The organism is Pectobacterium parmentieri (assembly GCF_001742145.1).
Lineage (GTDB): Bacteria > Pseudomonadota > Gammaproteobacteria > Enterobacterales > Enterobacteriaceae > Pectobacterium > Pectobacterium parmentieri.
In genome coordinates this window covers 3,004,844-3,022,836 of the sequence record NZ_CP015749.1, presented here as the reverse complement: position 1 = coordinate 3,022,836, position 17,993 = coordinate 3,004,844, and the positions used below count along the sequence as shown (strand labels likewise).

17 protein-coding genes are annotated in these 17,993 nt (G+C 50.7%); 5 read left to right on the top strand and 12 right to left on the bottom strand.

Going from position 1 to position 17,993, the window contains the following annotated elements; translation table 11 throughout:
- The first annotated feature begins 36 nt into the window (after window positions 1-36).
- Window positions 37-1,503 (top strand): mannitol dehydrogenase family protein, encoded by a 1,467-nt coding sequence (locus A8F97_RS13750; RefSeq protein WP_025919883.1) that lies wholly within the window; start codon window positions 37-39, stop codon window positions 1,501-1,503.
- Between the two features lie 90 nt (window positions 1,504-1,593).
- A complete protein-coding gene (locus A8F97_RS13745; RefSeq protein WP_033070978.1) occupies window positions 1,594-2,280 on the top strand; it encodes a GntR family transcriptional regulator in 687 nt (228 codons plus the stop codon).
- 61 nt (window positions 2,281-2,341) lie between these two features.
- On the opposite strand, the gene A8F97_RS13740 is transcribed toward A8F97_RS13745, so the two are convergent.
- Complete coding sequence (locus tag A8F97_RS13740) at window positions 2,342-3,703, bottom strand: esterase-like activity of phytase family protein (RefSeq protein ID WP_033070979.1); 1,362 nt, start codon at window positions 3,701-3,703, stop codon at window positions 2,342-2,344.
- A 143-nt stretch (window positions 3,704-3,846) separates the two neighbouring features.
- The gene (locus A8F97_RS13735) at window positions 3,847-5,040 is read right to left on the bottom strand and encodes a multidrug efflux MFS transporter (RefSeq protein ID WP_005971978.1); all 1,194 of its coding nucleotides are present in this window, start codon (window positions 5,038-5,040) and stop codon (window positions 3,847-3,849) included.
- 413 nt (window positions 5,041-5,453) lie between these two features.
- Here A8F97_RS13735 and azuC point away from each other — a divergent pair, with 413 nt between their 5' ends.
- The gene (gene azuC / locus A8F97_RS25160; protein WP_123785391.1) at window positions 5,454-5,510 is read left to right on the top strand and encodes a stress response protein AzuC; all 57 of its coding nucleotides are present in this window, start codon (window positions 5,454-5,456) and stop codon (window positions 5,508-5,510) included.
- A 126-nt stretch (window positions 5,511-5,636) separates the two neighbouring features.
- Here the strand turns inward: azuC and A8F97_RS13730 are convergent, their stop codons facing one another.
- The 10 genes from A8F97_RS13730 to A8F97_RS13685 all read right to left on the bottom strand — a co-directional run bounded on the left by A8F97_RS13730 (window position 5,637) and on the right by A8F97_RS13685 (window position 15,660).
- Window positions 5,637-7,505: an Svx/AvrXca family virulence/avirulence protein gene (locus tag A8F97_RS13730; RefSeq protein WP_012822760.1), complete on the bottom strand. Its 1,869-nt coding sequence runs from the start codon at window positions 7,503-7,505 to the stop codon at window positions 5,637-5,639.
- A 308-nt stretch (window positions 7,506-7,813) separates the two neighbouring features.
- Window positions 7,814-9,130, bottom strand: a complete 1,317-nt coding sequence (locus tag A8F97_RS13725) for a purine-cytosine permease family protein (protein ID WP_033070980.1) — start codon at window positions 9,128-9,130, stop codon at window positions 7,814-7,816.
- 14 nt (window positions 9,131-9,144) lie between these two features.
- On the bottom strand, window positions 9,145-9,834 hold the full coding sequence (locus tag A8F97_RS13720) for a helix-turn-helix transcriptional regulator (protein ID WP_025919887.1): 690 nt from the start codon (window positions 9,832-9,834) through the stop codon (window positions 9,145-9,147).
- Between the two features lie 29 nt (window positions 9,835-9,863).
- The gene (locus A8F97_RS13715; protein WP_014698849.1) at window positions 9,864-10,277 is read right to left on the bottom strand and encodes a GNAT family N-acetyltransferase; all 414 of its coding nucleotides are present in this window, start codon (window positions 10,275-10,277) and stop codon (window positions 9,864-9,866) included.
- 355 nt (window positions 10,278-10,632) lie between these two features.
- Window positions 10,633-11,661, bottom strand: coding sequence for a Gfo/Idh/MocA family oxidoreductase (locus A8F97_RS13710; RefSeq protein WP_033070981.1), 1,029 nt, complete (start codon window positions 11,659-11,661; stop codon window positions 10,633-10,635).
- A gap of 47 nt (window positions 11,662-11,708) precedes the next feature.
- Window positions 11,709-12,578, bottom strand: coding sequence for a sulfurtransferase (locus tag A8F97_RS13705; protein WP_033070982.1), 870 nt, complete (start codon window positions 12,576-12,578; stop codon window positions 11,709-11,711).
- Window positions 12,579-12,597: 19 nt separating this feature from the next.
- Window positions 12,598-13,347, bottom strand: coding sequence for an amino acid ABC transporter ATP-binding protein (locus A8F97_RS13700; protein ID WP_012822765.1), 750 nt, complete (start codon window positions 13,345-13,347; stop codon window positions 12,598-12,600).
- The gene (locus tag A8F97_RS13695) at window positions 13,347-14,060 is read right to left on the bottom strand and encodes an amino acid ABC transporter permease (protein WP_012822766.1); all 714 of its coding nucleotides are present in this window, start codon (window positions 14,058-14,060) and stop codon (window positions 13,347-13,349) included. The genes A8F97_RS13700 and A8F97_RS13695 overlap by 1 nt, the downstream gene beginning before the upstream one ends.
- The gene (locus A8F97_RS13690; protein WP_025919888.1) at window positions 14,057-14,806 is read right to left on the bottom strand and encodes an amino acid ABC transporter permease; all 750 of its coding nucleotides are present in this window, start codon (window positions 14,804-14,806) and stop codon (window positions 14,057-14,059) included. Before A8F97_RS13690 ends, A8F97_RS13695 begins: the two co-directional genes overlap by 4 nt.
- 2 nt (window positions 14,807-14,808) lie before the next feature.
- On the bottom strand, window positions 14,809-15,660 hold the full coding sequence (locus A8F97_RS13685; protein WP_227001556.1) for a transporter substrate-binding domain-containing protein: 852 nt from the start codon (window positions 15,658-15,660) through the stop codon (window positions 14,809-14,811).
- Window positions 15,661-15,837: 177 nt separating this feature from the next.
- Between A8F97_RS13685 and A8F97_RS13680 the strand changes: the two genes are divergently transcribed.
- On the top strand, window positions 15,838-16,623 hold the full coding sequence (locus tag A8F97_RS13680; RefSeq protein ID WP_012822769.1) for an IclR family transcriptional regulator: 786 nt from the start codon (window positions 15,838-15,840) through the stop codon (window positions 16,621-16,623).
- A 186-nt stretch (window positions 16,624-16,809) separates the two neighbouring features.
- Window positions 16,810-17,979 (top strand): cystathionine beta-lyase, encoded by a 1,170-nt coding sequence (gene metC / locus A8F97_RS13675; protein ID WP_033070983.1) that lies wholly within the window; start codon window positions 16,810-16,812, stop codon window positions 17,977-17,979.
- The last annotated feature ends 14 nt before the right edge of the window (window positions 17,980-17,993 follow it).

The window sequence follows — 17,993 nt, the reverse complement described above, 5'->3', positions numbered from 1 at the left end:
GTTGCCATATTTTTGAATCAACTATCAGGGATAACGATGAGTATTAATAAGTTTTCTACTCTTAAACCGCAGGTTGTGGTGCCACGTTACGACCGACGCCTGCTAAAAACACGTATTGCGCATATTGGCTTTGGCGCATTTCACCGGGCGCATCAGGCGGTCTGCGCCGATAAGCTGGCGGCTGAGCAGGGTAGCGACTGGGGCTATTGTGAAATTAACCTGATTGGCGGCGAGCAGCAAATTGAAGCCATTCGCCAGCAGGATTTGCTGTGGTCGGTTTCCGAAATGGCGGACAGCGGCTGGAATAGCCGGGTCATCGGCGTGGCAACCCACGCGCTGCATGCTGAAGTCGAAGGCATAGAGGCGGTGCTGGAAGCGTTAAGCGCGCCGGATATCGCCATCGTGTCGATTACTGTCACGGAGAAAGGCTATTGCCACCATCCCGCTACCGGGCAGTTAAATAGTGAACATCCGCTGATTTGCCACGATCTGGGGTTACCCGCAGAACCACGCTCCCTGCCCGGTGTGATTCTGGCTGCCATCAAACGCAGACGGGAACGCCAGCTACCGGCATTCAGCGTGATGTCCTGCGACAATATGCCGGAAAACGGGCACGTCACGCGCAACGTGATCGTGCAACTGGCCGAGTTGCAGGATAGCGAACTGGCGCGCTGGATTGAGCAGCACGTCACCTTTCCCTCCACCATGGTGGACCGCATTGTCCCCGCCATTACCGAAGAAACGCTGGAAACGATCCAAGGACAACTGGGCGTTGCCGATCCGGCTGGGGTCGCCTGTGAGCCGTTCTTCCAGTGGGTGATTGAGGATAACTTTGTTAACGGTCGCCCCGCATGGGAAAACGCAGGTGCGGAGTTGGTACAGGACGTGCTGCCGTTTGAGGAAATGAAGTTGCGCATGCTCAACGGCAGCCACTCGTTTCTCGCGTATCTCGGCTATCTCGCTGGCTATCAACACATCAGCGAGTGCATGCAGGACAGCGCGCTGGTCGCGGCGGCACATCATCTGATGCTGCATGAACAGGCTCCGACGCTGCGTACACAGGAGGTCGATCTCGCCGCCTATGCGGATGCGCTGCTGGATCGCTATCGCAACCGGGCGCTAAAACACCGTACCTGGCAGATTGCGATGGACGGTTCGCAAAAGCTGCCGCAGCGGATGCTGGATTCGATCCGCTGGCATTTGGCACAGGGTAGCCGTTTTGATGCGCTAGCGCTCGGTGTTGCGGGGTGGATGCGCTATGTCGGCGGTGTCGATGAGCAGGGTAAACCGATTGAAATCAGCGATCCGCTGAAAGAGGTGATCGCTGAAACGGTGCAAAACAGTATGGACGGAGAAAGCCGAGTCGCGGCGTTACTGACGTTGACGGCGATTTTTGGTGAAGATTTACCGAAGAATCCTGCCTTTGTAGACGCTGTGACGCAGCACTATTTATCGCTGTTAGCTAAAGGCGTGAAGGAGACGTTGCAAGCGACTGACTGGTAGAGTGAAAAGCGCAGCGGGTTCGGTAACAATGACACTCGCTGCGCTAAGCGTGTATCATAAGCGGTAAATTTCTTGGCTAAACACAGTGGCATGGATACGTCTTTTCAAATCAACAACAACGAACCAGTAAACCAGCAAATATATCGCGTACTGCGTAAAGACATTGTGGAATGCAATATTCCGCCGGGTAAGTTACTGTCTGAAAAAGAAATATCTGTGCGCTTCGATGTTTCCCGCCAGCCGGTCAGAGAGGCCTTTATCAAGCTGGCCGAAGCTGGATTGGTGCAGATCATGCCGCAGCGCGGCACGTTTGTGATGAAGATCTCCGAGCAGCGCGTAGCGGATGCTCGCTTTATCCGCCAGGCGCTGGAATGTGCCATTGTGCGTCGGGCAGCCGAAATGGTGACGGATGAACAACTACTAACGCTAGAGCACAACTTACGCCGTCAGGAACTGGCCGCGCAAAATGAGCAGGTGCGCGAGTTCCTTAGCCTCGATGACAGCTTCCATCAGCTTCTGACGCAGATTGCCAACTGTCCGCTGGCGTGGGAAACGATCGAATCGATCAAAGCGACAATGGACCGCGTGCGTTTTCTCAGCCTGAGTCAGGTATCTCCCCCGTCAAGCCTGATCCAACAGCACTACCTGATTTTTAGCGCCCTGAAAGCGCGCGATCCCGATGCGGCGGAAAAAGCGATCCGTGAGCATTTACAGGAAATGATCTATTCGATCACGCCGATTGCGAAGCAGAATAGTGACTGGTTTGAGCACGTCTGAGTTGTGCTGAGTCATGGCCTCCACCTTGGGTGCGATCCTCCGGTGGAAGCCATGCTAGCAGTTATTTCAGCGGCTGTGCCAATGTAATCAACCACAGTTCGTTGTCGGCTTCTGGCTTCTGCAATGGTTTGATTTCTAACGTCGTCTCGACCGCCTTGCCATCTCGCGTGAGTTTGCCGTCGGCTGTCGCCTGATAGTCATCCGCCTTATCTTTTGCCTTCGCGGGAGAGTGCAGCACGGATTGCAGGCCAAAATCGTTATCATTGATGACGGCCAGCGTTTGTTTATCGACTAGCGCAAGACCTTCCACTTTCTCTTGCTGCCAGCCAAGCTTACGCAGGTTAACCAACTCCTGCTTGTGCGCCAGCGTAATGCCACGTTTTTCCAACTGAGCGGGATCGTCAAATTCTGGCGATTTACCCTCGGCATCGAACGGCGTCAGGTCGCTCGCCTTACTGAGATCGACCAGATAGATGCGGTTCTGCATCTGTTTATCTTTATCCATGCCTTGCTCAACCAGCAGAATGCGCCGATTATCCAGTGCGACGATGTCGCCTATCTTGGCATCTTTCGCTTTCTTATAGCTGTCGATGTTGATGGGATAACCCAGCATACGACTGGTTTGCGTTTCCGGGTTAAACATCACCAGACGCGTAAACTGTGCTTTGTTTTTGGTTTTACCGTCGATATCCAACGTACTTTGTACGGCCATGACGATCGTGCCGTCGGGCAGGCGAGTCAGGCCTTCAAAACCGCGATTCGGCTGACGCCATTTGATGATATTTGGTAATCCGCTGGCAACGGAGTGTTCATTACCCGTAGGCGTCGGCCCGAATTTTTGCAGGATTTTCCCGCCGGCATCAATATGGATCAGGAAAGGGCCGTATTCGTCACACAGCCAGAAACCGCCTTTGCCATCCGGCGTGATCCCTTCGGTGTCCAGTCCACGTTGGCTGGTGCTGAGCGGTTGTAGCGCGTCGTTCAGCGCTACTTCGTTGGTCGTGCCGATAAAATCCGTAGGCAGGGGCAGGCCAGTGATATTGCCCTCGGCATCGTGCAGCGATCGAGGATTAATGGCTTCGGCTGCTTTCGCGCTAACTCGAATATCCATAATTAGCGGTGCAAAGTCAGGGCTAGCGAAGATCTTGGCCTCTTTTCCGTCAGATAGCGGTGCATCGGCATTTGGGCCGCGATCGGTGACGGTGGTGAACATCAGGTCATCACCCTGTTTGCCCGTGAAATAGAGGCCAGAGCCAATACCAACCGGCAGACCATTGGGGAAGTTTTTGGCGAATTTTCCCTGATACGGAACATGATCGCCAGCCGGGAAGGTAACGATATAGCGCGTTACGCTTTCTCCTTCAGCTTGAGCGCTGAATGGCAGAAATCCGGCAACCAGCAATGCTAACAACGTGTGTTTCATGGGATGCTCTTTTGATATGAGCCGATTTGACAGAAGTATCGTCGGAGCATAAATAATAGATATGTCAGTTCTGTGATCGCATCCCTGATTTTGAAAGGAAAGATGCGATTTTCATGACATATCGTTGCTTCGGGAGGCGGTAGTTATCCTTTTCCGCGCGGTTTCCTGAAGACGAAAAAGAGTTGCAGCGTGTTGCATAGCACCAGAAAAGCGGTGACGACGAATACCCAACGGAATCCCATCAGGGCGGATACGCCTGAGCCCATCAGCGGCCCCAGCACGTTGCCCAAATACATAAATGACTGGTTATAGCCAAAGATACGGCCTGTTACCTGCTGGCTGCTGTATTTGACTAATAGCGCCTGCACGGTTGGCATCAGTGCGCCATCGGCAAAGCCCAGCATGAAGCGCAGAATGCCAAGCTGTGTCGGACTCTGTACCATTGCCATAACCAAGAATAGCAGCACGCTGATCGCCAATGCGGCGATCAGGACGCGATGTGCGCCGATTCGGTCACCTAAGCGGCCAAGACGCGGTGCCGATAGCAGCGCGGATACGCCGGGAATGGCGGCAATTACGCCGCTGATAAAGGCAATATTGTCCGTACCGGGAGCCAGATCGCGGATGAACAAGGTGAGAATGGGGCTGATGGAGCCGTTTGCCATCTGGATCATCATCGTTGTAATGAACAGGCAGATGATGAGCGTTGGATAAGGCAGCGAAGCAAAAACGGCTTTCCCGCTGAGTCGATTCTCTTTTGTGACCTTCACCACGCTCTCTTTAATCGCGAAAAGCGTAATCAGGAAGCTGGTAAACAGCAGGCCGCCGGTGATGAAAAAGACGATGCGTAGCCCAATATAATCGGCCATAAAGCCGCCGAATAAGGGACCGAGGATGACACCAGCGATCTGCCCGGTTGATAGCATACCCAGCGCCCAACCGCTTTTTTCACGCGGAACCTGCGAGGCGATCAGCGCCATCGCGTTAGGAATGTAGCCGGAGGTCAGCCCCATTAACGAACGCAGGATGAACAACTGCCACACGTTAGTCGCCAACCCTTGCAGCGACATCACGATCGCCATACCGAGTGCGGCGCGCAGCAGCATGAGCTTGCGACCTTTACGGTCGGCGAGGCTTCCCCACAGTGGTGCTACGGCGGCAGAAATGAGAAAAGACGAGCTGAAGATCAAACCAGACCACAGGCTCAGCGATTCGTGTGAATTAACACCGAGCTGCTCAATGTACAGCGGCAAGAAGGGCAGTATCTGGCTCATGGCCAACCCGGTGAAAAAGCATCCCAGCCAGGCAGAGAAGAGGTTAAGTTTCCAGGTTTCCATGTGGACGGAAAGGGCCTTCATCAGCGAATAACCAATAGCGAAATCGTGGTGACCGTGCGTGAAAAATGGGCTAACGGACAGTAAATAGCGCTCAATTAATAACGAGATGTGACTAAAATTTCGTCTTTCATCATGAGCATAGCATAGCCCGTAGCGTATTGGTCACTGAGAGTAATGATTCGCAACAAAAGAAAATCAGCATGGTAGGGAGTTGAGACGGGTAAATTTAATTTTGTGATTCATGTCACAAAAAATGTGCTTTTGCTAAGCAGGCGTTGTAGAATTCTTCGACATAAGGCAAAGCATCGCCATTAAGAGAACCGTTATTCCATCGCGTGATTAAAGCTATTGCTTAGTTAAGCAATAAGTTAAGTAAAAATAAGGTGAAAAAAGTGCGTAACTTCTTTAAAAAAATGCTGGCGGCTTACCTGAATACTTATAAAAACGTGCCGCCTGGCGCACTGTTCTAAGAATCTGTGCTATGCATCGCATGAAACAGGCCGCCATATTGGCGGCCTGTTTATTTATGGGCCGACTTATTTTGAGAACCAACGTAGTGTGGTTCTGAACTAGCCCTATACCTTTTCGTAGTTATACTATTTTGTGCTGTAGACCGGAACCGCCGTCACTTCTGGCACGGCCTCGGTCAGGTAAGCACCGGCTGCGCTGCTTTTGACTTCATCTTCATCAATAAAGCCATAGAATACGCCCTGCGATGCGGAAACGCCGCGAATTTCCGCATCCCCGCGCATTTGCGCATTGCCTGACAACACAATACCGCGTTCATAGGCTCCCGGCCCCATGAAGACCGTATGCAGCCGTGCGTTATCACGGACGATGGTATCGCCCTGCATCACGGTCAGGCCGCTAACAACGGCACGTCCTTCCACCGTTCCGCTCAGAATCGTTGCACGATCTTCAATTCTGGCGTTATCCCTCACCGTACCGCCGATCACGCGAGCATAAGGCCCGACGTATGCGGTAGGGGCGACATTTGCGGAGTTAGATACCCAGCCGCCGCCGTTTGGATGGCGAGAGCCGTTAGCGGTTGGATTCGGTGCACCGGGTTGGCTGCCTTCTGGCCAAACGCCAGTGAAATCAGCCATCCACGGATAGCGGTAAAGGGAGTAGTAAGCCTGATCCCACTTGATCTTCTGCATTTGCGACGGCGTGCCCATCACGACCATGTAAATGCCGCGATCGTCCTGTCGGATAGTGAAGTTTTTCAGCGTTGCCGATGCGCCACGCTGCAATTCGCTGTAACGTGAAACGCCGTCTGAGCCAATCGCAACAATACCCCAACGCCAGTCGGAATTTGGCTGCGGCATGGTTGCCGGATCGTTTTTCAGCCCAGGGAAGCGGGTAATGGCAGATTTACTCTGCACCATGCCACGGAATTTGACGGTGATTTTCGTCGCACCACTTTCAGGGATTAACCGGACGATGTTGTAGCCCAACTGCTGTGGAGCCTGATCGAACGGTACAGAGAAGCGTCGGAGGCTGGCGCTGGCTCCGACAACGGGCTCAAGCGCTGTCGTTCTTAACAGGCGGTCGGCGTTACTCTGGTTAGGTTGTACCGCACCATAGCTGCCGTAGGTTGAACGATAAAACCGACCACGGTCGAAACCATCTGGATCGACGTAATCCCAGTTGACGTTGTGCATTGCCCAGTCGCCGAAGATATCGTTGAATTCAGACTGACTCCACGCCATGTTGGTACGCAGAACGGACAATGGATCGGCAGTAGCCTGACCGCTTTCGCCCCCTTTCGGCGCCTTTGACCACATATCGTTGATAACGCCATAGCCAAAGCGGTTTTTCAGGTATTCCATAAACTGCCAGTTGCAGTAACGGTTACGGGTTGAACCCAGATAAATATGCGAATAGTTGACCTGCATTTCCGAACAGTGTGCTGACGTACCGCGGAATTCATCCATCTGGTGCGTCATCCAGTTCGCATGGGATTCCCAAATCCAGCCAACGTAGTCTGCCCCGCCCGAACCCTGAAAACCGCCGGTTTGGCCTTGTAACGCATGGGTAAATTCATGCGCCAGCCCCCAGTTATCCTTCAGTGAGGCGGGGCCGATCCACATTCCCATACTGCCACCACCAGCAATACCGCCGCTGAGGCCAAAAGTAGGATCGATGTGAATATTGGCTTTATATTTTACGGTTTGCTTGCAATAAGGCTCTGGGTACTGAATTTGGTTAATGAACTTATCCCAAATTTGTTCCAGTTTCTGTCCGGCGGCAACCGCGTCATTACGGTTAACGTCGTTATTATTCCAGCGGAAGGCAAAGTGCTCCGTCTGGTATTTCACGGAAGGCATATCGGTGATGGAACTATTTACCTGCCAGTTACCTGCGACGCAAGCTTCAGCAGCATTTGCCGTATTGACCATTAATGCGCCGCTTAAAACGAGTAAACAGTTTAGCGGCGTGAGAAGTGTTTTCATCTTTGGCATAAATCCTTTTCCTAGCATGAATATTGCTAATCAGCCTTATTATTTTATGAGAGTGAATTTCTCGTTAATATATAAGGCCCCATCCCAAGGCCATCATGGCCTATATCCGTTATACTTCAAGTTACCTGTACGTTGGCTTTCCTCGTTCACCCCAGTCACTTACTGATGTAAGCTCCTGGGATTCACTGCGTCGCCGCCTGCATGTAACTCGAATTATTTAGGTTCTAGTTTACTTAAGTGAAAAAATATCGGCCTCTATGAAAAGAGGTCGATATGGATTATAGATTAACTTTATCGCGTAACCTATTTCATTTTAAGTTTTGGTTATGCTCGAGTTTCTTAAAATAAATAGAATTGTTGGTGTAATGCTTAATTACCCAATAAAGCAGGCTGGCTGCCAGTAACGAATTAAACGCTGGCACGCCCCACTCAAAGGCTAATCCGATGATGGCACCCGCGACGCTGGCAATCATCGCTGGCCAGCCAATCAGTGGCGTTTGTGCGCTGTCGGGTAATTTGCCTTCGGCACGACTGGTGTCGAGCAGCGTTCTGTGAGTGCGTAAAATATAATAATCAACCAGCATCACGCCGATAATCGGTGGGAATAGCACGCCCAATAGCGTCAGAAAATCGATAAAGCGGTCCAAAATACCGGCTACAGATAGTGCGGTGCCGATGAGGCCAATCACCAGTGTGATTGATACATAGCGTAGTTTTTTTCCCGTGACGCCTTCTATCGCGTTGGCAATTCCCAAAGAGGAAGAATAAAGGTTGATATCGTTCACCCTCAATGTTGAAAATATAACGGCAATCAGCCCGATCCCCCCTGCAGCCTGGGACATTATCGTCACAACGTCAGCGGTATTGAGTGCGCGGGCAATAATGATGGCGAGGCCATTCACAATAAATTCCCCGACGATAATCGACAGCATCGTCATCCAGAAAACGTGTTTTCCTTTTTGGGAATAACGCGTCATGTCTGGAGTAATTAAGCTGGCGACAATACAACCGCCTACCACCATTGTCGCGCCGGCGCTAATGGAAATGACTTCGCCGTTGGGGGCTGAAGCAAGCAGTTCAGCAATATTGTGGCCGGAGAGCGTCATGATCGAGATATAGCCGACAACGATAATAAACATCGGTACGGCAATTTTGGCGGTGAAGCGTAATGCTCTAAAACCAAAGGCAACCAGCAGAGTTAGTGCAATACCGGAAAGGGCAGCAGACCAGCCAAAGCCGAGTTTGTTCTCCATCGCGAAGTTGAGTGCTTTGGCGAATACTGCATTCTGAACACCGAACCAGCCGATGAGGCTAATGGCGATAACCAACCCAATCAGAACTGACCCAATACGGCCGAAACCGCACCAGCGCGCAAGCAGACTGCCGGACATCCCTTCTTTCATCCCGGCGTAGCCCAATCCCACCGTCACTACGCCAAAAATGGCGCTGCCAATAAAGATGGCGATAAAGGCTTGGCTTAGCGTCATTGAATGGCCGAGCACCGCGCCTAACATAAATTGGTCTAGCGCGGTTAGCATACCGATGTGTACTAACGCTACGTTTAAAAAAGGCAGTCGAACATTTAGCGGAACGCGACTGACCGGATAATCATCTATTTTTTCCATGTGGATATATTCGCTTATATAAATTGAATGCCTTTTTCTATTAGGGAATTGGGAATATAACCATCAATCCCAAGATGACGACAAAACTCCTCAAACTGAGGTAATGAATGAGTCTCCGCCTTTTGATACATACTATATATTCTGTTCTCGATAGTTTTTGGTGATACGTTCATTTTTCTTGCGATTTCTTTGTTTGAAAAACGCTGTAACATCAAAAATATAGTGTCAAGTTCTGACTGGGTAAAAATACTGGTAGTTAACTCGGTTTGTAACGTAGTCGGTTTCTTGTGGTCTATGTAAATAAGTGGAGATCGCGTATCCAGAGCCCTGGCATTCCACATCGTACCAATGCACACCTTATTTTCATCAAAGATAGGAATCTTTTCGCTGACGAAGGGCGTCAGCGTTTTCTTTCCATACCAATAGTGTGTTTCGATCACGGTTACGCGCTGCTCACTATTTTCTGTCAGCCTATCATGTTCTTTTAAATCATCAGAAAGCTCCGCCCAACTGGCAGGAAATTCATCATCTAGCCGTCCTTCAATATCAAAACGTACTGGCGTATTGGTATAAAGGTAAGCGGCTTTATTCATGTAAACATGGCGCGATGATAAATCTTTAATACCCCATGGTTCATTTAAACACTCCATCATAATAATCAGATTGCGAATATAATCAGTCATGTTTTCTTGTGATGATGGCATCCTGCCCTCCTTAATAGGTCGGGATTAATTTAACGGATCAGTTTAGCTAAATAATGTCGAGTATGCCTGTGCGCGTAACCCGGTAGGTTGCCATATTCCTTGTACCCCAATTTTTCGTAGAATCCCTTGGCTTGAAATTCGAATGTGTCTACATAAGCCAGATGACAATCACGCTTTAGTGCTTCTTTTTCAGCAGCTTGCATAAGTTGACGGCCAAGGCCGCTTTTACGGTGCTTATCACTAACCCAAAGGTATTGAACTTCCAATGCTCCCCACCAGGTTCTGGATATTAATCCAGCGATGATGTTATTTTCATCGTCTTTGAAATTTAAAAAAAGAGGAGAAATATCAACGGCATCATACTGTGCGTTGTGTTTCCACAGGCTTGCTATTACAAATTCTTCTTCATCCGACTCTGGTGTGTCAGTAATATTCAGATTCATTACAATAAAACCCCATTATTAGCATGCTAAATTATATTTCCAATATGAATATTTCTTTATCATATTAAATATACTTAAGCAAGGGTGAGTTTCACTCGTTTCTAGGTTGCAATGTCGCGCTATGATAAACACATCATCTGATATGTTTTGAACGTATGGTGATAAAAATAGAAATTAAACATGTGTTTGCCTCACCAGGGAAAACACTAAATAAATTATAATAAAATTCAGGTTGTATCGAAAAGTCTGTTTTTTATGAGTAAGTTGCTCGTTTGTTGATCTTCCTGAAGCTCGATTTTTACTAAAAACAGAGGGGGCATGATAAATCATGCCCCCCTTTTTTTGCCATTTATTTTTAGCCTATTTCCGCTTCAATTTCCGCCAGTGTCACAATACGACGTTCTGTTGCGGCGCGCGTTGCGGCTTCCGCCATCATTTGGGCGCGGAGTCCATCGTAAACACCGGGGACGGAAATGGCTTCTGGCGTGCCCGCGTTATGCACAAATACTGTGAAAGCTTGGATGGCGGCGGAGTAGCTTGGTGCCATGCGGATCATTGGATCTTTAGGCAACCCTTCCGTCAGGACTTTATCATCAAAAATACGCATGACGCTGCCTTCGGTAATGCGTGATGATTCGGCCAGTCCGCCTGTACCAAATACTTCAATGCGATCGTCATAACCATATACGGCTCGGCGGGCGTTATCGATTTGGCAAAGCGCGCCGCTGGCGGTGCGCAGCGTCACCATCGCAGTATCCACATCGTTAGCTTCACGAAACAGCGGGTCGGCAATCACTGAACCGAAGGCTGAGATATCCGTGACTTCTTCACCTGTTAACCAGCGTACCAGATCGAAAAAGTGGATCATCTTGTCATAAAACAGGCCACCAGAAACGCGCAGATACTCCAGAGAGGGAATTGCATTAGGGCCGCGTGACGTGATTTGCACGGTTTGTACTCGACCAAGACGCCCCTGCGTAATGTCCGTTTGTATCGCGGCATGGTTACGATCGAAGCGACGATTAAAGCCAACCATCACCTGCTGCTGCTGTTCGCCCAGTTCAATCAGTGTGCGATGGGCTTCTGCCAACGTTGAGGCCAGCGGTTTTTCACAATACACCTTCTTTCCCGCTCGCACGGCGGCCAGCATTAGCGGGCAATGCGTTTCCGTTGACGATGCAATGATAACGGCATCAATTTCATGCGCTGCAATGAGTGCCTCCGCGTTAGGGAATACGCGAGCACCATGCTCGGCGGCAATCGCCTCTGCCCGCGTCGTCAATGGATCGGTAACGGCAACAAGGCGTGCAAACGAGTGATTTTTCAGGTGTTGAGCGTGCACTGAGGCAATGCGACCGGCACCAATAAGTCCGATAGAAATCAAAATGGTTCTCCAGTGGTTATTCGGTAATCATGAGTTATCGCGTGTAATTATCCGACGGTCATTGGGAGATCGTCCGCGTCTGCCCATTCGGACAGCGAAGCATCGTAAAGAGCGATATCAGGATGGCCGAGTTGCGTCAGGACAAAAACATCGGCACTGGCTGCTACGCCGTGTCCGCAATAGGCAATGACTTTTTTATTGTTGAGATTGAGCGTGGCAACGGCGTCGCGCAGCCGATCTAACGGAAGATACGTTCCACTGGTGGGATCGAACAGGCTGGCGGCGGGCAGATTGTGGCTACCTGTGATGCGTCCAGGACGACCATAATTGTTACCCTCCGCGCCGGAGAACTGTGTGGGTTGGCGTGCGCTAAGGATACAGATGTGCTCATTACCGATGGCGTCCAACACGTCATTTTTCTCGGCGATGAGGTGCGGACGTAGCGTGGCGACGAACTGACCTGCCGGGCGATAGCGGCTCTTGCCACTTTCGAGCGGCAGGTGTTCACGCCGCCATTTTTGCAATCCGCCATCCAGCACAGAGACGTTATCAAAGCCAAAAACACGTAACAACCACCAGACGCGGGTCGCCCACCACGGATCGGCGCTGGAATAAACCACAATGTGTACACCGGGACGAACGCCAAAGCGAGTCATGGCAGCGGAGAAGCTCTCTGGCGTAGGAAGCATGTATTTATAGCGATGGGTGTTATCAGACAGGTCGGCCTGGACATCAATAAACTGTGCACCGGGGATGTGACCGGCCTGAAAATCCGCCCGCGCGGGTTCTGCGCGGTACAGCGTTTTTTCATCGGGGACTAAACGGGTGGTACAGTCAAAAATCAATATGTTGGGATCGGTTCGATGGGCGGCAAGCCATTTGGTACTTACCAACCCGTTAGCATATGACGTTTTCATTATGTTTTGTCCGTTGCTATTACAGCACTTTGTCCAGAAAGGCTTGTGTACGAGGGTCCTGTGGGTGATCAAAGAATGCCTGCGGCGTGTTGCTTTCAACGATCTTTCCCTTGTCGGTAAAGTAGATACGGTCGGCGACCTCACGAGCAAAACGCATTTCATGGGTGACCAAAATGCAGGTCATACCGTCACGTGCCACATCCTGAATGGTGGTCAGCACTTCTTTGACCATCTCGGGGTCTAATGCTGCCGTCACTTCGTCAAACATCATCACTTCCGGGTTCATACACAGCGCTCGCGCAATAGCGACGCGCTGCTGTTGCCCGCCGGACAGCTCGCCTGGATAAGCATTGGCCTTGGCTTCCAGATGCACTTTTGCCAACAGCTCACGGGCGCGCGCTTCCACGTCTCGCGCTGGCTGTTTTAACACCTGCATAGGGGCCATCATGATGTTTTCCAACACAGTACGGTGTGGGAAGAGGTTGTAGCTCTGGAAAACCATTCCCACCTTGCGCCGCAGTGCCAGTGCATCCAGCTTGGGATCGTTCACCTCAATGCCGCCGACGGTGATCGATCCTGCGTTGATAGGTGCCAGCGCGTTGATGCAGCGCAATAGCGTAGATTTTCCAGAGCCGGAAGGGCCGATAATACAAACAATTTCTGAACGTGCGACGGACAGTGAAATACCGCTCAGCACGTTTGTTTTGCCGAAGGATTTATGAACATCGGTGAGGATTACCTGTGCAGGCAGCGTGTGCGTATCAGTCATCAGCGGGTTCCAAATTGCCACGTCCGTTCTAAACGGCGTGAAAATAACGAGATCGGAAAAACAAAAGCAAAAAAGAGGATCAGCGTAATGCTATAGGCTGGCAGAATCAGGCCGGGGCGTGTTTCCGTGGTCAGAATCGTTTGGGTGATCGTCATGACTTCCTGTACGCCAACCACATTAGCCAGCGACGTTGCCATAACCACTGAGCAATACAGGTTCATGGTGGGAGGCACCATTTGGCGTATCGCCTGCGGTAAAATGATCGTGAGCGTGGTGCGAACGGTGCCGAAGGCGAGGGCAGCGGCCGCTTCCCACTGGGTGGTGGGTATGGATTTCAGCCCGCCGCGCACAATCTCCGAGGTATAACCACTGACGGGGATAGCCAGCGCCACAACGGCTTTTACCCAGTCTGGAAAACTGAACCACGTGCCTGCAATCTTGATCTCAAACGGCAGCAGGAACATCACATAAAACATGATGACCAGCCAGGGACTGTTGCGAAAGAATAATGTCAGAATGCGGGCAGGCAGTCGGATAATCGCAAGGTTAGCCATTTGTGCCGCACCCAGCAGTGTACCGGCCAACATGCCAATCGCCATACTCAGAACCGAGATGAGCAAGTTGAGCCCAAACCCTTTCAGGATCAGCGGTAGCCAGGGGAGCAATACTGCGAAAGCGCTGCCTGCTGGAAAAATTGCGTCTATGATCGTCATCGTCCTAGCCCCGGTACTTTTAGCCAACGCTCCAGCAGTTTCACCAACAGCGTGAATATGCCCATTAACCCCAGATAGCTGAGTAGTACCACGTTCATCATTTCGAGCACGTTAAAGTGTTCCGTCCAGATTTCATGCGCCACATACAAGGCTTCTGGTACTGCTATGGCATAAGCAAGCGCAGTGCTCTTGACGATCTGAGCCATGTTATTGCCCAAGGCAGGCAGACTGGTGCGAAAAGCCAGCGGTAAAATGATATGAATCATGGCACGGGTGCGGTTGTAACCGAGGGATTCTGCCGCTTCGACAGTGGTTCTCGGCACGGCTTCAATGCCTGCTCGCAGGATTTCAGCGACAAATGCGCCATATTGCAGCGACAGAGCGATAACCACGAATTGAAACGGCGATACCAGCGGTAGTTCGCCGTTTTGTCCGTAAGTGGAAAGGTGAAAGTAAGAGCCGATACCAAAGAATAAAAAGTACAGTTGGGCGAGCCCCGGCGTATTACGAAATAATTCGACATAGGCCGTGACCAGCCAGCGCAAAGGCCGCAGGTTGGACTGTCTGGCAAACACGCACAGGAACCCAATGAGCATTGAGCCGAGTAGTGACCAGACCGCCAACTCAACGGCAAGGGTAAGCCCGGTAAGGTATTTTTGGGCTTCCCATGCGTTGTAAAATACCGAAAAGTTCCAGCCGGTCTGCTCGTAGAGCGCTTTAAACCCATCGGCGATAAATGACATCATTGTTATAGCTTAATGGCTTCTTCGTGGGCTTTTACTGCAAACGGTGCCGGTTTTAGGCCCCATTTTTTCGCCAGTTCAATGATGGTGCCTTGCTTGTTCCAGTCTTTGATCACGCTGGAAATGAATTGAGTAAACTGTGGTTCGTTAAAGCGAACCGCCAGACCCCACGGGCCTTCGGTAAACGGTGTCAGATTTTGAATGAAGTAATCTTTCCAGATGCCTTCTTTGTCGTTAAGAAAACGCGCCTGGAGATAGCTGTCATCGGATACGAGTGCGGCGCAGCGTCCGTCACGTAAGGATTGATCGACTTCTTGCTGAGTCTGGAAAGCAACGATGTTGGCACCAAATTTCTGTTCTAACGGTACGTTCCAGCTCGATCCTTGGTTGCTACAAATCGCTTTGCCTTTCACTTCTTCCCAGTTCGAGAAGGTTACGCCTTTCTTCGTCAGCAGCGCTGGACCCGCGGCGTAATAGTAAGGTTCGACAAATTGTACTAACTTCTTGCGCTCTTCACTGACCGTCAATGAAGTAAACAGAATGTCGCATTTGCCCTGTTGCAGGAATTGCACGCGGTTTGCGGGCAAAACAGGAACCAGATCCACTTTGACCGTTTTACCCAGTTGCGTGGACAGCCGTTGAGTAAAGTCATTCAGCAGATCGATGTGCAGACCTTTGGTTTCTCCCGAGGACTCCAGGAAGGCCAGTGGTGGATTATTGACGTTAGTACAGACCGAAATCACGCCGCGATCGGCAATTTTTTCCAGCACATCAGCGTGGGCAATCGTGGGAATAAATGATGCGGCTAGCGCAACACCACTCAATGTCATCAGAGAACTCAGTGTTGTTTTTGACATATGATCAATTTACCTTAGTTAAGATAAGAGCCTCTGATATATTTTGCTCACGAGGCAGCCCAAAGATAGAGGGAAATGTAGGGGTAACTGCCATTTTGTGTCAATAAAATCAACATTCGATTAAGTTGTATATATATCAACTTTTTGCATATGCCCGTTAATAGAGAGAATGGAAACGTGAAAACCCGCAACGTCCAGCCTGTGACGAACGCAACTGAAGAGGCGACTCGAACCGAAAGCGTGAAAGGGGAGCTTAAGACGCTGACAAAAGGCCTGGCGGCGCTTGATTTGCTGATACATAACCAAACGGTGCGAACCAGCGATGTCGCCGATGTGCTTGCGATAGATAAAAGTAGTGCATCACGTATTCTGCAAACGCTGGCTCAGGCGGGCTATGCGCAATCCGGCGAACGTCGCAGCTTTATGCTCGGGCCCAAATTGGCTGAGCGGCCGAATACCGTGCGCCCGCAGAAAAGCCTGCGCGTGTGTGCCCGGCCGGTTCTGGAACGTTTATCTGCCCGTACCGGAGAAGCGGTACATTTATCGATTCTGGCAGACGAACAGGTTTTGTACCTGGATACGATCGAATCCCGCTACTCTTTGCGGGTTGATAGCCGTCCCGGTACTTTGGCTCCCTTGGCGTACACGGCGATTGGCCGGATTTTTCTGGCACTGGCGGATGCACCATTACCCGAACAATTGCATGCGCAAACGGAGCATACCATCACCGATCCACGTCTCTTTCAGATAGCGCTGCAGACTATCGCACAGCAGGGTTACGCACTGCATGATGAAGAGTTTCATTTGGGAATTCGCGGTGCGGCGGCACCGTTGTTCGACCGTAACGGTTACGTCATTGGGGCTGTTGGCGTTTCAGGTCCAACTGTCCGTATTCGCACCGAAGACCTTGATGCATTGGGGATACTGGTGCGTGAAGAAGCGAATAAATTTATCATGGAATAATTGAATGTGGCCGCTTATGTCGGCATGTCTCTCACCATGCGGCATCAGGATAAGGTTAATTCGGAATATGATGTAATATTGCTGTATATGAAAAATACGAGATAGTTGTTGATTTAGGGATGGGTTGCGGCAGACTGGTAAAAAGAGAGGAATCGGGCCAGCCCATCAACGAGAACACGATTTATCATGAAACCTGAAACGAAGGTTATCCATGCCGGACGCCATCCAGACGATTTTCTTGGCACGGTTAATACACCGGTCTACCGTACATCCACGGTGATTTGCGGGTCGATGGCGGAATGGGATAATAAGCAACGGCAGCAAACATCTTTCGATGAGCCAGAACTTTTCTACGGCCGACACGGCACGCCAACCAGTAAGTCGTTGCAAGAGGCCATCGCCGAGTTGGAAGGTGGCTATAAATCTTTTGTTTATCCTTCCGGTGTTTCTGCGTGTACCACGGCCATTTTGGCTTTTACTTCGGCAGATGATCATGTGCTGGTGCCTGACAGCGTTTATGGTCCGGTGCGCCAAATTGCTGGCACGTTGCTGAAAAGATTTCGCATCAACGTTGAGTTCTACGATCCTGCACTTGGCGCGGATATTGAAAAATTATTCCGCCCTGAGACTCGATTGGTATACACCGAAGCGCCAGGTTCAATGACGTTTGAAATGCAGGATATTCCCGCCATCGCCGAGGTTGCTCATCGGCATGACGCAATTGTGGTAATGGATAACACCTGGGCTAGTCCGCTGTATTTTCAACCCTTTACTAAAGGTGTAGATATCTCTATTCAGGCGGCGACAAAATATATTGTCGGTCATTCTGATGTCATGATGGGGATTGTTACCGCCACCGAAGCCACCTACCAACGTCTAAAATCGACTACGCATGAGCTGGGTTTACTTGCCAGCCCTGATGATTGCTATCTGGCGCAGCGTGGTTTACGCACGCTGCATGTCCGTCTGGAACGCCATTATCAAACAGGGCTTCGGCTTGCCGAATTTATTGCCCGTCAGCCGGAAGTTGCTCGGGTCATTCACCCAGCATTACCCAGCGATCCGGGATATGCCTTGTGGAAACGTGATTTCACGGGGGCATCAGGGCTCTTTGCGTTTGCGCTTCACCCCGAGCTAAGTCACAAGCGTACTGCGTTTGTTGAAGCGCTCACCTTGTTTGGCATTGGCGGATCCTGGGGAGGCTACGAAAGTCTGATCTTGCCACTAAACCCTGTCCGATCGGTTCACCCTGATGCGCATCCCGGCACGCTGCTGCGTATCCACGCGGGATTAGAGAGTGTGGACGATCTGTTGGCCGATCTGGAACGGGCTTTTGCCCTTATTCGGCAAGCTTAGCCTTCCATTCGGGT

Excerpts from the sequence above, each read along its gene's own strand:
- A8F97_RS13705 (WP_033070982.1), bottom strand. The coding sequence starts at position 12,578 with ATGAAAACGTCATATGCTAACGGGTTGGTAAGTACCAAATGGCTTGCC.
- A8F97_RS13730 (WP_012822760.1), bottom strand. The coding sequence starts at position 7,505 with ATGCCAAAGATGAAAACACTTCTCACGCCGCTAAACTGTTTACTCGTT.
- A8F97_RS13740 (WP_033070979.1), bottom strand. The coding sequence starts at position 3,703 with ATGAAACACACGTTGTTAGCATTGCTGGTTGCCGGATTTCTGCCATTC.
- A8F97_RS13720 (WP_025919887.1), bottom strand. The coding sequence starts at position 9,834 with ATGCCATCATCACAAGAAAACATGACTGATTATATTCGCAATCTGATT.
- A8F97_RS13725 (WP_033070980.1), bottom strand. The coding sequence starts at position 9,130 with ATGGAAAAAATAGATGATTATCCGGTCAGTCGCGTTCCGCTAAATGTT.
- A8F97_RS13685 (WP_227001556.1), bottom strand. The coding sequence starts at position 15,660 with ATGTCAAAAACAACACTGAGTTCTCTGATGACATTGAGTGGTGTTGCG.
- A8F97_RS13735 (WP_005971978.1), bottom strand. The coding sequence starts at position 5,040 with ATGGAAACCTGGAAACTTAACCTCTTCTCTGCCTGGCTGGGATGCTTT.
- A8F97_RS13700 (WP_012822765.1), bottom strand. The coding sequence starts at position 13,347 with ATGACTGATACGCACACGCTGCCTGCACAGGTAATCCTCACCGATGTT.
- A8F97_RS13695 (WP_012822766.1), bottom strand. The coding sequence starts at position 14,060 with ATGACGATCATAGACGCAATTTTTCCAGCAGGCAGCGCTTTCGCAGTA.
- A8F97_RS13715 (WP_014698849.1), bottom strand. The coding sequence starts at position 10,277 with ATGAATCTGAATATTACTGACACACCAGAGTCGGATGAAGAAGAATTT.
- A8F97_RS13750 (WP_025919883.1), top strand. The coding sequence starts at position 37 with ATGAGTATTAATAAGTTTTCTACTCTTAAACCGCAGGTTGTGGTGCCA.
- A8F97_RS13745 (WP_033070978.1), top strand. The coding sequence starts at position 1,594 with ATGGATACGTCTTTTCAAATCAACAACAACGAACCAGTAAACCAGCAA.
- metC (WP_033070983.1), top strand. The coding sequence starts at position 16,810 with ATGAAACCTGAAACGAAGGTTATCCATGCCGGACGCCATCCAGACGAT.
- A8F97_RS13690 (WP_025919888.1), bottom strand. The coding sequence starts at position 14,806 with ATGATGTCATTTATCGCCGATGGGTTTAAAGCGCTCTACGAGCAGACC.